The sequence below is a fragment of the Crassaminicella profunda genome (genome assembly GCF_019884785.1).
Lineage (GTDB): Bacteria > Bacillota > Clostridia > Peptostreptococcales > Thermotaleaceae > Crassaminicella > Crassaminicella profunda.
Window position 1 is genome coordinate 497,676 of record NZ_CP082326.1, and the last position, 15,532, is coordinate 513,207.

General features: G+C 32.8%; 12 protein-coding genes and 1 pseudogene. All 13 read left to right on the top strand.

The genetic code is table 11. The features are described from left to right. Positions 1–207: 207 nt before the first annotated feature. The 13 genes and pseudogenes from ptsG to K7H06_RS02130 all read left to right on the top strand — a co-directional run bounded on the left by ptsG (position 208) and on the right by K7H06_RS02130 (position 15,442). Positions 208–2,223, top strand: a pseudogene (gene ptsG, locus K7H06_RS02070) (glucose-specific PTS transporter subunit IIBC). A gap of 351 nt (positions 2,224–2,574) precedes the next feature. Next, positions 2,575–2,835, top strand: a complete 261-nt coding sequence (locus tag K7H06_RS02075; protein WP_223038330.1) for an HPr family phosphocarrier protein — start codon at positions 2,575–2,577, stop codon at positions 2,833–2,835. A 16-nt stretch (positions 2,836–2,851) separates the two neighbouring features. Next, the gene (ptsP, locus tag K7H06_RS02080) at positions 2,852–4,555 is read left to right on the top strand and encodes a phosphoenolpyruvate--protein phosphotransferase (RefSeq protein WP_223038331.1); all 1,704 of its coding nucleotides are present in this window, start codon (positions 2,852–2,854) and stop codon (positions 4,553–4,555) included. 130 nt (positions 4,556–4,685) lie between these two features. Then, on the top strand, positions 4,686–6,014 hold the full coding sequence (locus tag K7H06_RS02085; protein ID WP_484795928.1) for a glucose-6-phosphate isomerase: 1,329 nt from the start codon (positions 4,686–4,688) through the stop codon (positions 6,012–6,014). A gap of 44 nt (positions 6,015–6,058) precedes the next feature. Next, complete coding sequence (locus K7H06_RS02090; RefSeq protein WP_223038333.1) at positions 6,059–6,916, top strand: class II fructose-1,6-bisphosphate aldolase; 858 nt, start codon at positions 6,059–6,061, stop codon at positions 6,914–6,916. Positions 6,917–6,928: 12 nt separating this feature from the next. Further along, entirely contained in the window at positions 6,929–7,891 is a 963-nt protein-coding gene (gene pfkA, locus K7H06_RS02095; RefSeq protein ID WP_223038334.1) for a 6-phosphofructokinase, read from the top strand. Positions 7,892–8,050: 159 nt separating this feature from the next. Beyond that, entirely contained in the window at positions 8,051–8,515 is a 465-nt protein-coding gene (locus tag K7H06_RS02100) for a PTS sugar transporter subunit IIA (RefSeq protein ID WP_223038335.1), read from the top strand. 88 nt (positions 8,516–8,603) lie between these two features. Then, on the top strand, positions 8,604–9,662 hold the full coding sequence (locus K7H06_RS02105; RefSeq protein ID WP_223038336.1) for a PTS fructose transporter subunit IIC: 1,059 nt from the start codon (positions 8,604–8,606) through the stop codon (positions 9,660–9,662). Between the two features lie 203 nt (positions 9,663–9,865). Further along, positions 9,866–10,189: a PTS fructose-like transporter subunit IIB gene (locus K7H06_RS02110; RefSeq protein ID WP_343216805.1), complete on the top strand. Its 324-nt coding sequence runs from the start codon at positions 9,866–9,868 to the stop codon at positions 10,187–10,189. Between the two features lie 16 nt (positions 10,190–10,205). After that, complete coding sequence (locus K7H06_RS02115; RefSeq protein WP_223038337.1) at positions 10,206–10,469, top strand: HPr family phosphocarrier protein; 264 nt, start codon at positions 10,206–10,208, stop codon at positions 10,467–10,469. A 34-nt stretch (positions 10,470–10,503) separates the two neighbouring features. After that, on the top strand, positions 10,504–12,465 hold the full coding sequence (locus tag K7H06_RS02120) for a BglG family transcription antiterminator (protein ID WP_223038338.1): 1,962 nt from the start codon (positions 10,504–10,506) through the stop codon (positions 12,463–12,465). A 21-nt stretch (positions 12,466–12,486) separates the two neighbouring features. Further along, a complete protein-coding gene (locus tag K7H06_RS02125) occupies positions 12,487–13,488 on the top strand; it encodes a type I phosphomannose isomerase catalytic subunit (RefSeq protein WP_223038339.1) in 1,002 nt (333 codons plus the stop codon). Positions 13,489–13,576: 88 nt separating this feature from the next. After that, positions 13,577–15,442 (top strand): sensor domain-containing diguanylate cyclase, encoded by a 1,866-nt coding sequence (locus K7H06_RS02130; protein WP_223038340.1) that lies wholly within the window; start codon positions 13,577–13,579, stop codon positions 15,440–15,442. Positions 15,443–15,532: the final 90 nt, after the last annotated feature.

Sequence of the window (15,532 nt, forward strand, 5' to 3'; positions counted from 1 at the left end):
ATAACAAACATGATTTTACGTGTTACTGATTCGATCAGGCATGAGTAAAAGAATGAAATAAAATAGATCTATATCTATTTTTATCTTTCTTTTGCTCATGCCTTTTTGTATTTTACTTTGAGAACAATATCCTGTCTTTAAAAGTGATCACAAAAAAGTTGGATGTTCCTATAAAAAAATAATGACAAAAGAAAAGGAGAGGTAAACATGAAAAAAGCTTTTGGTGTTTTACAACAAGTTGGTAAAGCTTTAATGCTACCAGTAGCCTTGTTACCTGCTGCAGGGATCATTCTAGCATTAGGTGCAACATTACAAAACCCATTTTTATTAGAAAAAATTCCAGCACTTAGTGGAGCAGGATTTCAGCTATTAGCTAGCCTTATGGCTCAAACTGGTGGTGTTGTATTTGGCAATCTTCCATTATTATTTGCTATCGGTGTAGCTGTAGGATTAGCTGGAGGAGAAGGGGTTGCAGGAATTGCAGCAGCTATTGGATATTTGATCATGAACGTTACTATGGGTGTTTTAGTACCAGCCTTCAAACCAGAAATCGCTGAAAATGCTCGTGCATTTACAGAAATTTTAGGAATTCCAACCCTTTAGTCAGGAGTATTTGGTGGGGTTATTGTAGGGATTATGGCAGCGAGTCTTTATAAAAAGTATTACAATATAGAGCTTCCTCCATACCTTGGATTCTTTGCAGGAAAAAGATTCGTCCCTATTATTACAGCTGTATCTTCTATTGTTTTAGGAATAATTATGATTTTTATATGGCCTCCAATTCAAGGTGGATTAGATGCATTTTCACATAGTATGATTGATACAAATAGAACTTTAGCAGCCTTTGTATTTGGTGTGATTGAAAGATCCCTTGTTCCTTTTGGACTTCATCATATTTTCTATTCACCATTCTGGTTTGAATTTGGAGAATATACAACAAAGGCTGGAGAATTAGTAAGAGGAGATCAAGCCATTTTCTTCAAGCAATTAATCGATAATGTACCGTTTACAGCAGGTACCTTTATGACAGGTAAGTTCCCATTCATGATGTTTGGTCTGCCAGGTGCAGCACTTGCCATGTACCATGAAGCAAGACCTGAAAAGAAAAAGTTAGTTGCAGGAATTATGGCATCAGCAGCCCTTACATCTTTCTTAACAGGGATTACAGAACCAATTGAGTTTACATTCCTTTTCTTAGCACCAGGATTATTTGCAGTTCATGCATTATTTGCAGGTTTATCCTTTATGACAATGCATATTTTAAACGTAAAAATCGGTATGACCTTCTCCGGTGGTGTAATAGATTATCTATTATTCGGAGTATTACCAAATAGAACGGCTTGGTATTTAGTCATTCCAGTAGGAATAGCATTTTTCGTAATTTACTATTTTGGATTCCGTTTTGCAATCAAAAAATGGAACATTAAAACACCAGGAAGAGAAGATGATGATGAAAGTGCAGTAAATGTAGAAGTGGAGGCAGGAGATTTAGCAGTAAATGTATTAGAAGCTTTAGGTGGAAAAGAAAATATCAAAAACTTAGATGCATGTATTACCCGTCTTCGTATAAGTGTAAATGATATTAAGGAAGTAGATAAAGCTCGTATAAAAGCTTTGGGAGCTTCAGGAGTGTTAGAAGTTGGAAATAATATTCAAGCCATATTTGGTCCAAAATCAGATCAATTAAAATCACAGATGAAAGATGTAATGAATGGAAAGACACCAACAAAAGCTGTTGAGCTTGAAAAGAGTAGTAACGCTGTAAAACGAAATGATGAATTCGTGTCTCCTTTAAATGGAAAAATTTTAGCACTAAAGGATGTACCAGATCAAGTATTTTCTCAAAGAATGATGGGCGATGGATTTGCTGTAGAACCAAGAAATGGAGAAGTGGTATCTCCTGTGAATGGTAAAATCGCAACCTTATTCCCAACAAAGCATGCAATAGGGATTATTGCAGAAAATGGTCGTGAGATATTGATTCATTTTGGTATTGATACAGTGAAGCTAAAAGGAGAAGGATTTGAAACCCTTGTCAATCAAGATGATATAGTGAAAGCTGGACAACCCATTCTTCGTGTAGATTTAGACAAAATAAAAACAAAAGTACCTTCTATCATTACACCAGTTATTTTTACAAACCTTTCTGAAAAAGAAAGAATAGTTTTTAAAGCTGGACAAAAGGTGAAATGTGGGCAAAAAGATATTGTTCATATCCAATAATTTGATATAAAAAATGGACACCTTCTAGAGAGATAGAAACCTAGAAGGTGTCACCCCCAAAATGACTATTGACAACTATTTAATACTAGCGTAAACTTTTTATAGAGTATAAAAAATAAATTAAAAGAGCGTGTTACTGATTCGATCAGGCATTAGCTAGTGATTTTGGGTAAAAATATATAAAGGGTTATGTATTTTTATCTAATCATTGGATAATGCCTTTTTTTATTACTTAATATATTAAAAAAAGTAAATGAATAGAAATTTTGGGATGAGATTGGTTTACTTTTGAATAGGAATAGTAACAGAATAAAAAATAAAAAAGCTAATAAATATTAGGAGGAATGAAAAATGGAAAGAACAGTAAAAATATTAAATGAGTCAGGAATGCATGCAAGACCAGCAGGAGCTTTTGTAAAAAAAGCAACTGGATTTTCATCAGATATAAATGTTGAAGTAAATGGGAAAACTTTAAATGCAAAATCTATTATGAATATATTAAGCCTTGGACTTAAAAAAGATGATGAAATAAAAATTGTTGCAACTGGGGATGATGCAGAACAAGCAGTTGAGGCTTTAGTAGATTTAGTGAATTCAAAATTTGGTGAATAGAGGGAGGGGAGATAGAATGCTATTAGGTAAAGGTGCTTCTCCTGGAATAACATTAGGGAAAGCACTCATTGTAGAAAATGAGACCTTAAACATAGAAAAGAAGACCATTGAAAATACAGAAATAGAAAAAAATAAATTTTTAGAAGCCATAAAAACTTCTAAAGAGCAATTGTCAAAGGTTAGAGATAAAGCTTCAAAAGAACTAGGAGAGGAAAAAGCTGCTATTTTTGAAGCACATTTAATGATTTTAGAAGATCCTGAAATGGTAGATCAAACAATTAATAAAATTGAAAATGAAAAACTAAATGCAGCTTATGCATTTCAGGAAATTGCTAATCAATTTATCATGATCTTTGAAGCTATGGACAATGAATATATGAAAGAAAGAGCGGCAGATATTAAAGATGTATCAGATCGTGTTCTTAGAAATGTTTTGGGAGAGACGGTTGTTGATTTATCGATGCTAGAAAAGTCAGTAATTCTTATTGCAAATGATTTAACACCTTCTGATACGGCCACAATGGATAAGGAAAAGGTATTAGGGTTTTTAACGAATATTGGAGGCAAAACATCTCATACAGCTATTATGGCTAGAAGCTTAGAAATTCCAGCTGTTGTAGGATTAGGAGATATTACAGATAAAGTAAAGAATAGAGACTTTATTATATTTAATGGAGAAACTGGGGAAGTGATCATTAGTCCTAATGAAGAACAAATTAAGAAGTATAAACGATTAAAGGAAAGTTATGAAAATGAAAGAAAAGAGCTTGAAAAGTGTAAGGGGAAAAAAAGCGTTACACTAGATGGTAGAGAAGTGGAGCTTGTAGGAAATATAGGAACCCCTAAGGATATTGAAGGACTTCTCAAAAATGATGCAGAGGGAGTAGGCTTATATAGAACTGAGTTTATCTATATGGATAGAGACAGTATGCCTACTGAAGAAGAACAATTTGAGTCTTATAAAAAAGTATTAGAAGGGTTAAGGGATAAGCCAGTAGTTATCAGAACATTAGATATTGGTGGAGATAAAAAACTTCCTTATTTAAAAATAGATGAGGAAATGAATCCTTTCTTAGGCTATAGAGCCATCAGACTTTGTCTTGATAAGAAAGAAATATTCAAAACCCAATTAAGAGCATTACTTCGAGCAAGTGTATACGGAAATCTTAAGATTATGTTTCCTATGATTTCAAGTTTGGATGAATTATTAGCAGCAAAAGAGATCTTAAGTGAAACCAAGAAAGATTTAGATACAGAAGGTATAGCTTATGCACAGAATATAGAAGTAGGTATGATGATCGAAGTGCCATCTGCTGCACTTATTAGTGATCTATTAGCAAAGCATGTGGATTTCTTTAGTATTGGTACAAATGATTTAATTCAATATACTACTGCAGTAGATAGAATGAATGAAAAAATTCATCATCTCTATAGCCCATTCAATCCTGGTGTTTTAAGACTCATAAAGATGGTCATTGATAATGGACATAAGGAAAACATTTGGGTTGGTATGTGCGGAGAAGCAGCAGGAGATGAAAAAATGATTCCAATTCTACTAGGAATGGGACTAGATGAATTTAGTATGAGTGCATCATCTATCTTGCCAGCGAGAAAAATCATTCGTTCATTAAAGGTTGAAGATTGCAAAAAAATTTCTGATAAAGTTTTAAGTATGGGATCAGCAAATGAAATTGAAAGCTATTTAAAAAATATTTTATAGATGTTTCCTTGAGAAAAGAATTTATGAAAGATGAATGTGAAAAGAATGTTGATCTATAAGATTTTGTTCTTTTCATATTCATCCTGTAAAATTAAATTTAACAAATAAAAATTGATTGGTAAGGAGACCTATTATGAAAAATATACGTTTTGATTATTCAAATGCATCTATTAAGGAACATGAAATGGAGTACTTAAAAACACAAATAGTAGAGGCGCATGAAATGATTCATGAAAGAACAGGTGCAGGAAATGACTTTTTAGGATGGGTAGATTATCCTATCAATTATGATAAGGAAGAATTTATAAGAATCAAAGAAGCAGCAGAAAAAATAAGAGGAAATTCTGATGTATTGATTGTTGTAGGAATTGGTGGATCTTACTTAGGAGCAAGAGCTGCTATTGAAGCCCTTAGCCACTGCTTTTACAATATGATGGATGGAGTGAAGATTTTATTTGCAGGAAATAATATTAGTGGAACTTATTTAAAAAATCTATTAGAAGTAATTGATGGAAAAGACGTAAGTATCAACGTAATCTCCAAATCAGGGACAACTACAGAGCCTGCTATTGCTTTTAGAGTATTAAAAAAACATATTGAAGAAAAGTATGGAAAAGAGGAAGCAAGACGAAGAATCTATGCTACTACGGATAAATCAAAGGGTGCCTTAAGAACTTTAGCACAAAAAGAAGGTTATGAAACCTTTGTTATTCCTGATGATGTGGGAGGAAGATTTTCAGTACTTACCCCTGTAGGGCTACTTCCTATTGCAGTTGCAGGAATAGATATAGAGAAAATGATGCAAGGAGCTAAGGATGCTAGAAATCTTTATATGGAAAAAGATTTAGACAAAAATATGTGTTATCAGTATGCAGCTGTTAGAAACATTCTTCATAGAAAAGGAAAAAATATAGAGGTATTAGTAAATTATGAGCCTAGTCTACATTATATTTCTGAATGGTGGAAGCAGCTATATGGAGAGAGTGAAGGAAAAGACGGAAAAGGCATATTCCCAGCAGCAGTAGACTTTTCAACAGATTTACATTCTATGGGACAATACATACAAGATGGAAGACGAGATTTGTTTGAAACGGTGCTAAATATTGAAGCACCAAAATTAGATATGACCATTGAAGCAGATGAAGATAATCTAGATGGATTAAATTACTTAAGTACAAAAACAATGGACTTTGTAAATAAAAAGGCATTTGAAGGAACATTACTTGCACATATAGATGGATCTGTTCCAAATCTTATTCTAAATGTACCAAAGATGGATGCATACTATTTTGGAAATCTTATCTATTTCTTTGAAAAAGCATGCGGAATGAGTGGTTATTTATTAGGGGTTAATCCATTTGATCAGCCAGGGGTAGAAAGTTATAAGAAAAATATGTTTGCACTTCTTGGAAAGCCTGGATATGAAGATTTGAGAGAAGAATTAGAAAAGAGAATATAAGCTGTAAGCAATCATGAAGCATAAAAAACAAAGGAGGAGTAAAAATGCTAGTAACTGGTAAAGAAATACTTCAGCATGCCCATGAAAATGGATATGCAGTTGGAGCATTTAACGTAAACAACATGGAAGCAGTACAAGCAATTATTGAAGCAGCAGAGGAAACAAAATCACCTGTAATCATTCAAGCAAGTCAAGGTGGACTTAAATACGCAGGAGTAGAATATATTGCTGGAATGGGGAAAATTGCAGCAGAAAAGACTTCGGTTCCTGTTGCTATTCATTTAGATCATGGCACTGATTTTAAACAAATCATGCTATGTATTCGTAATGGATTTACTTCTGTTATGATTGATGGGTCTCACCATCCATTAGAAGAAAATATAAATAAGACAAAGCAAATTGTAGAAATGGCTCATGCAGTAGGTGTATCTGTTGAAGCAGAACTTGGAAAAATCGGTGGAACAGAAGATGATATATCTGTAGATGAAAAGGATGCTACTTATACAGATCCAGATGAAGCCGTTCGTTTTGTAAAAGAGACGGGTGTAGACTCGTTAGCTATTGCAGTAGGAACAGCCCATGGACCTTATAAGGGAGAGCCAAAGCTTGATTTTGATAGAATTAAAGTAATAAAAGAAAGATTAAATATGCCTATCGTACTTCATGGTTCATCTGGTGTACCAGAAGAAAGTATTAAACGCGCAGTTAGTCTTGGAATTAACAAAATCAATATTGATACGGACATAAGAATGGCTTTTCATAAGGCAGTAAAAGAATTTGTACAAACGAATCCTGATGTTTATGATCCAAGAAAAATCGTAGGACCAGCAAGAGTAGCAATGAAGGAAATCATTGCAGAAAAAATGAGAATGTTCGGTGCAGCAGGTAAAGCTTGGAGATAGGAGGAAGATGCTTTGAAAACCATAGGTGTACTAACCAGTGGAGGAGATGCTCCAGGAATGAATGCAGCCATAAGAGCTGTGGTTCGAGCGGGAATATATAATGATATGAAAGTAATGGGCATTGATCAAGGATATAATGGACTGATCAATGGAAACATTAAAGAGATGAACCTATCTTCTGTTGCGGATATTATTCACAGAGGAGGAACCATTTTAAAAACAGCAAGATGTGAAGAATTCAGAACAGAAGAAGGAAGAAAAAAAGCATTAAATGTTCTAAAAGTTTTTGGTATAGAAGGACTTGTAGTCATCGGTGGAGATGGTTCCTTTACAGGAGCTTCTAAGCTTAGTGAAGCAGGAATCAAAACCATTGGAATTCCAGGAACCATTGATAATGATTTAGCCTATACAGACTACACAATTGGTTTTGATACAGCAGTAAATACAGTAGTGGATGCCATCACTAAAATAAGGGATACTTCTACCTCCCATGGAAGAGCAAATATTGTTGAAGTAATGGGAAGACATTGTGGAGATATTGCCCTTTATGCAGGTCTTGCAGGCGGGGCTGAAAGTGTTATTGTACCAGAAGAAGAATTTTCTATTGATGATGTATGTAGAAAACTGATTCAAGGAAGAAGCAGAGGAAAGCTTCATAGTATTATCATGCTTGCAGAAGGAATCGGTGGAAATGCCTTTGAATTAGGAAAAGAAATAGAAGAAGTAACAGGAATAGAAACAAAGGTTACAGTTCTTGGGCATATTCAAAGGGGAGGAAGTCCATCGTCCTTTGATAGAATCCTTGCAAGCAAAATGGGAGCAAAAGCAGTAGAACTTATTATGAATGATGAATCTGGAAGAGTCGTAGGCATGAAGGAGAATAAAATCATGCATATGGATATTCATGAAGCACTCAGTGTTGAAAGAATATTTGATAAAGAAATGTATGAGCTGACCAAGATACTTTCTATTTAGAGAAAAGCATAGTCATTAGACTATGTTTTTTTTGTGTGGAAAATTCTAAAAATATTACCACATCAATCTGGCAATAGGAGTTTTAATAGACTTATTAAAAACGTGCTATGATAAATATAAGAAAAAAATCTATAAGAAAACGATTGGAGAGATGACACGATGGAAAAAATTATCACTACTGATTTGATAGATTTAAATTTAAAAGTAGCAACAAAAGAAGAAGCTATAAAGAGAATGGTAGAGAGAGTCAATCAATGTGGAAGACTAAACGATGCAAGTAGCTATTTAAAGGTTGTGATGGAAAGAGAAGAGATGTCAACTACAGGAATAGGCTTTGGAATAGGGATACCACATGGAAAAAGTAATGCTGTAAAAATTCCAACTTTGGCATTTGGTAGATGTGAAGATGGAATCGAGTGGCAATCTTTAGATGGTCAAGTTGTAAAGATGATCTTTCTTATTGCAGTACCAGAAGAAGCAGCATCCAACCAACATTTAAGAATTTTAGCAGCTTTGTCTAGAAGAATGATGAATGAAGAATTCAGAAATAAACTTTTAGAAATAGGAAATGAGAAAGAACTAATCAATTTATTAGAGGATGTTTTAGCAGAAATAGCTGCATAGAAGAATTGCTATGAAGCCTTTTCTTTTATAGAGTCTAAGGGCTTTATATAGAGAACTTATCAATAAAATTAAAAAGGGGGATATTTCAATGAAAGATGAAGTGAAAAATGTAAGAACTTATCTTATGACAGGTGTATCTTACATGATTCCAATTGTTGTAATAGGTGGGGTATTAATTGCACTAGCCATTGCACTAAGTGGGGTAGAAGCTGGAACAGGAGCAAATGTAACTAATCCAATTTTAGAAAAAATGTTAAACATCGGTGCTAAAGCCTTTGGACTTATGGTACCTGTATTGGCAGGATATATTGCTTTTGGTATTGCAGATCGACCAGGACTTGCACCAGGACTTGTTGGTGGTGCATTAGCTAATGAAATAGGAGCAGGATTTTTAGGGGGGATTGTAGCAGGTTTTGTAGCAGGATATACGGCTAAATGGATTAAATCATGGAAAGTACCTACTCAGTTAAGAGCTATCATGCCAATATTCGTTATTCCTTTATTAACATCATTAGTTGTAGGTACAGTAATGTATATTATTGGAGCTCCAATTAGCAGTTTGATGGAATCAATGACAGCCACATTAAAGAGTATGGGAACAGGAAATTCAGTATTTCTTGCAATCATCATGGGTGCAATGATTGCCTTTGATATGGGTGGACCAGTCAATAAGGTTGCCTTCATGTTTGGAGCAGCTATGATTAGTGAGGGTGTATATACAATTATGGGTCCAGTAGCAGTAGCTATTTGTGTACCACCTCTAGCAATGGGGGTTGCAACACTTTTAAGTCCTAAAAAATATAGTAAGACAGAAAAAGAAGCAGGTAAGGGTGCTCTTGCAATGGGATTGATAGGTATTACAGAAGGGGCTATTCCATTTGCAGCAGGAGATCCATTTAGAGTAATTCCGTCTATTGTTGTAGGCTCATCTATTGGAGCAGCAATTGCAGCAATAGGAAAAGTAGGAGACCATGCACCACATGGAGGACCAATTGTACTTCCTGTAGTAGATAACAGAATCATGTTTATTATAGCTGTATTAGTTGGAGTTGCCATTGCAGCATTTATGGTAAATGCATTGAAAAAGGATGTAGTAGAAGAAAGAGAAGAAGAAAATAATGATGAAGAGATTAGTATAGATTTTTAATACATATCAAGACTAGCTATTCTTAGAATAGCTAGTTTAGTTTAAAGAAATAAAAATACAATAACATAAATTTTGCCACATTGATACGGTAATTGTTATGAATTATATAAATGTCTTAATGTGGTATTATAATGTTAAGAATAAATTGGAATATTTACAAGTATTTTGAAATAAAAAATTACCACAAGTATAAGGAGAGGAAGATGAATATGAAAATATTAGCTGTAACTGCTTGTCCAACAGGTATTGCTCATACTTATATGGCTGCGGAAGCTTTAGAAAAGGAAGGGAAAGTAAAAGGTTTTGAAATAAAAGTAGAGACTCAAGGATCTATAGGAATTGAAAATGAAATTACAAAAGATGATTTAGAAGGTGCAGATGTAGTTATTTTGACAAAGGATATGGCTATAAAAGGAAAAGACAGATTTAAAGGAATTCCTGTTGTGAATGTAGCCATTGGAGATGTGATTAAGAAAACGGGCCCATTACTAGATAAGATTGTGGATCATTTAAGTAGTAAAAAATAGAATGGGGGATTTACTTATGTATTGTGAAGAAGTAATTGTGCAAAATGAAATGGGACTCCATGCAAGGCCAGCGCAGGTATTAGTAAAGGAAAGTTCAAAGTTTCAATCAGAAATTACAATGGTTAAAAAGGATAGACCGTATAATGCAAAGAGTATTATTAGCGTAATGAGTATGGGAGCAATGAAGGGGGATAAAATTACTTTAGAAGCTGAAGGGAAAGATGAAAAAGAGGCTGTAAAAGCTATTGCATCCCTTATAAAGAGTGGATTTGGAGAATAAAGGATTAAAATACTCCCAATAGAGGAGGAATTGTATGGATCGAATCATGAAAATCACCAAAATTTTACTTGAGCATAAAGAACCCGTTACGATCAACCAAATAGCCTTAGAGCTTCAGGTATCTAATAAGACAGTACGTAATGATTTGAAAAAACTTCAGGATTTTGTGGAAAGGGAAGGGTTACGATTAAGCAAAAAGACTGGAGTAGGTACAAGGATTGAAGGGGCTGAAGAAAATAAAGTACAGCTTTTGCAAAGACTCAAAAAAGATATTGATTATGTTGAGCCCTATTCTCGTGAAGGAAGGCAAAACTATATCTTAAAAAGACTATTTATGAATAGTAAAAGTATCACCATTCAAGAGCTTGCTGATGAATTGTATGTTTGCACGGCAACTATTCATAATGATTTAAAAGAACTTGAAATGTGGCTTGAGGATTTTCATTTAAAATTAAATAAAAAAAGAAACTATGGGGTAGAGGTTATAGGAGAAGAAGAAGATTACAGGAAGGCTATTTCAAGTCTTCTTTCTCAGAGCAAGGAAGTTGAGGAACTACAGGAATTATTGTATTCAGCATATAACGGGAGAATTGACTATCCATCTCTGATAGAGCTTAAAGGATTGATGGATATAGATTATAAAAGATTAGAAGAACTGTTAAATGGGGTAGAGAAACAGCTAAAATTTAGATTTTCTCAGGAAGCCTATATTAGCTTAGTAATTCATATTGTTATATCTATGAGACGAATCAAAGAAGGTAAGGATATTTTGTTATCTAGGACCATTTTAAGTAATATCAAAAATACAGAAGAATTTCAATGTGCAAAAGAAATGAGTAGCAAAATGCAGGAATACTTTAATGTATTAAAACCAGAATCAGAAATAGGATATATTACCCTTCATATATTAGGAAGTAAAATTCATCAAAAAGATTTAGGGGATTTGAAATTTTCCTTTGAAAAGATTGAAGAGTCAGAAATTGCAGTAGAAATAGGCAAAAGTATTGTAGATGTAGCAAGTGATGCATTGAATATGAATTTGAGAGAGGATCAAGCCCTTATTAATGGATTGATTTTGCATTTAAGACCAACAATCAATCGTCTAAAATATGGATTGACTTTAAACAATCCTATTTTAGAAGACATCAAAAGTAATTATCCAGATATTTTTGGAGTAGCTTGGATGAGTAGTAGAGTGTTTGAAAAATATTTGGATAAAAAGATACCAGAATCAGAAATAGGCTATATAGCCCTTCATCTAGGAGCAGCTGTAGAAAGGAATAGACGACAAATAAAGACCTTGGTAATTTGCCATAGTGGAATTGGTACTTCTCAATTATTATCAGCAAGACTTCAAAGATGCTTTAAAGAAATTGAGATTTTAGGGATTGTTGCTTCTACAGAATTAACAAAGGATATGCTAGATGATGCTGATTTGATTATATCCACCGTTCCTCTTCAAATAGATCGGCTAGTGTTAGTTATTAGTCCTCTTTTTACCCAAGCAGATATAAGAAAGGTAGATCAATATATTTATAAGATTCATCAAAAAATGGTTCATAAGGATTTAAAGGAAAATCCTATTGAAAAAGAGGTTTTTTATAGAAGTAAAAAAATAAACAACAAAGAAGAAGTAATAAATGAAATGTGCGAATATTTAGAAATAAAACAATATATTAAAAGAAATTTTAAGGAAAGTGTCTTATTAAGAGAAAATATTATGGCTACAGAAGTAGGAAATGGCATAGCTATTCCCCATGGAGATCCAAAAGAAGTAAAAAAATCTTGTATTGCTCTTACGGTGTTAGAGCATTCAATGAAATGGGATAAAGAATGGGTAGAATTTATTTTTATGATTTGTATTGCTGAAAAGGATATAGCAAAAACCAAAATTCTTATTAAAAATTTATATAAGAACATGGATAAACCTGAATTTTTAAAGGGATTGAGAGAAGGAGATAAAAATATCAAAAATATGCTAGAAAGATTAGTGTAAGTATAAGTGGGAGGTGGGTGCATGTATCCACTAAAATTTGAGCATATATATGTAAATAAAGTTTGGGGTGGAAGAAATTTATCAACTTTTAGAGAAGATCTACCCTCAGGGGAAATAGGGGAAAGTTGGGAAATTGCATGCCATAAGGATGTAATCAGTATCATTGCAAATGGTAAATATAAAGGGATGAAGTTAGATGAACTAATATTAAAAGAGCGTGAAGATATTCTTGGGACGGAAATTTCAAAGGAACATTTTCCATTACTCATCAAGTTTTTAGACGCACAAAGTAAATTATCTATTCAAGTGCATCCTAATGATTTTTATGCCATTGAAAATGAGAATGATTTAGGAAAGACAGAAGCTTGGGTTGTATTAGAGGCTGAAGAGAATGCCAATATGATATTAGGGATAAAAGATTGCTCTCCTGAAGGTTTTAGAGAAGCTTTAGAAAAAGGAAATTTAGAGCCTTGTCTACATCGTATATCTGTTAAAAAGGGCGATGTATATTTTATTCAAAGTGGATTAATTCATACAATGGAAGGTGTTTTGGTAGCTGAGATTCAGCAAAATAGTGATACTACTTATAGAGTATATGACTATAATCGAGGCAGGGAACTCCATATAAAAAAGGCAATGGATGTGATGGATTTTTCACTTCATGCAAGAAAAGCTTCAGGGCTCTGTACTCAAGGGGAAGGATATGAAAAGACTTACTATTGCTATGATCATAATTTTTCTTTAGAGAAATATAAGATTGAAAGTAGCTGTATAGAAAAAAGTGATAAAGAAAGATTTTATATTTTTATCTGTATTGATGGAGAAGGTTTAATTCGGTATTCTAATGGGATTGAAGAAATTAGAAAAGGGGATACCCTATTCATTCCTGCAGGATTAGGGACATATACCTTAGATGGAAATTTCACATTATTAAAAGCTTATGTTCCAAATATAAAAAAACTAGAAAAAGAAATTTTAGGAGAAATTAAATATCTGTCTGATTGTTATGAAGCCCACTTATAAAAGTGGGCTTTTATGGTAGAAATATAGTAAAAATAGTCTGAAAAGTTTATAATAGAAATAAGAATATTATGTTTTTAGGGGGGATAAAATGCCCAAAATGTTTTCAACAATATATAATGCTGTCATATCCTTATTTAAAAGTAGGAATAAAGAAAAGGAATATATGAAAGAAAAACAAAAAGAAAGAGAAACCAGCTTAAAATGTGCAGAAGAAATTGCTAATTTAGGTAGATGGGAATGGGATTATAGGTTGAATCAATTGATTCTTTCTCATGAAGCCTATAGAATACTTGGAATTGAAAAAGAAGAGTTTAATGGAACTTACCAATGGCTTCTTGAAAATTTAGTTCATAAAAGTTATAAAAAAGATATGGAAGAAGCTATCATAAAAATAAGAGATTTTAATGAAGTTGAAAAGGTAGAATTTAAAATCATTAAACCTGATGGAGAAGAAAGTTGGATTAGAAGAAATGGCATGCTTTTATATGATGAGGATGGGAATAAATTAAAATTGATGGGTACAGTACAGGATATTACAGACTATAAGGAAACAGAATTGGCTATACAGGAAAATTTAAAATTTCTTCAGACCCTTATAGATACTATTCCTAATCCGATATTTTATAAGGATGAAAAAATGATTTATAGGCATTGTAATAAAGCTTTAATAGAATATTTAGGACTTAAAAGAGATGAAGTGATTAATCATGGCGTATATGATACTTATCCAAAAGAGCTTGCAGATATTTATTACAAAGCAGATTGTGAGTTAATGGAGAAAAAGGGAAAACAAATTTATGAAGCAAACATTCCGTATAAGGATGGAACTTATCATGATGTCATATTCAATAAAGCTGTTTATATGAATCAAAAGGAAGAAACAAAAGGGATTGTTGGGGTTATGGTAGATATTACGGAACGAAAAAAGGCTCAAAAAAAAATACAAAGGTTATTAAAATTAAAGGATGCTATGGCAGAAGTAACCCATGCAGTTATTGGCACTTTAGATATTCATGAATTATTTGATTTGATACTACAAAAGGCAATCACTACAATGGATGGTGGAGAGAAAGGATCTATATTGCTTTTAGGAAAAGATGAGCAGATAAGAATTGTTCGATCAAAAGGATATAATAGGGAAGAAGTTAATAAATTTAGTGTTTCACTTCAGGAATCTTTTGTATGGAGAAAGACGAATGGGAAGCTTGATAGAGTAGTGATTATCAATGATGTTGATAAAATGGTAGATAAAACAGCTTTACTGACGGAAAAAGGATTGTCCATAAAATCTATTATTAGTGCGCCCATTACTATAGAAGAAAAATTTTATGGATTTTTAAATGTAGACAGCATCAATAATCATGCTTTTGATGAAGAAGATCTAGAGATTATGGAGTATATGAGAAGTCAAATTGAAATTGCTATTAGTAAACATAGACTTTATGAGAGAAGTATTTATTTATCAAGATATGATGAATTAACGAATATCTATAATAGAAGTTATTTTGAAGAATTATTTGAAAGCTATATAAAAAAAGCTATTCGCTATGATGAAAGTTTTCTATTATGTATATTTGATTTAAATGGATTAAAATATGTAAATGATACGTATGGACATTTAGCAGGAGATGCATTAATAAAAAGTTTTGCTACGACCCTAAAGGGACAGATAAGAGATTCAGATATTTTTGCAAGATATGGCGGTGACGAATTTGTGGGGGTTTTCTTTGAGGCAAATGAGATAAGTCTTACTGAGAAGTTTGAAACCCTCATAAGATATTTTAAAAATCATCCGATCATATGGCAAGAAAATGATATAATCTGTAGTTTTAGTTATGGATTTGCTAGTTTTCCAAAGGAAAGTAATGATTATAACGAGTTGGTGAAAATAGGTGATGAACGGATGTATAGGTATAAACAAAAAATAAAAAATAAAAAAATTCAAACCTATTGACATAAAAAATAACGAGCGTTATTATATATAATAATAACGCTCGTTATTTTACTTTTTATGGTTTAAATGGTATATATTTATGTCTGCTAA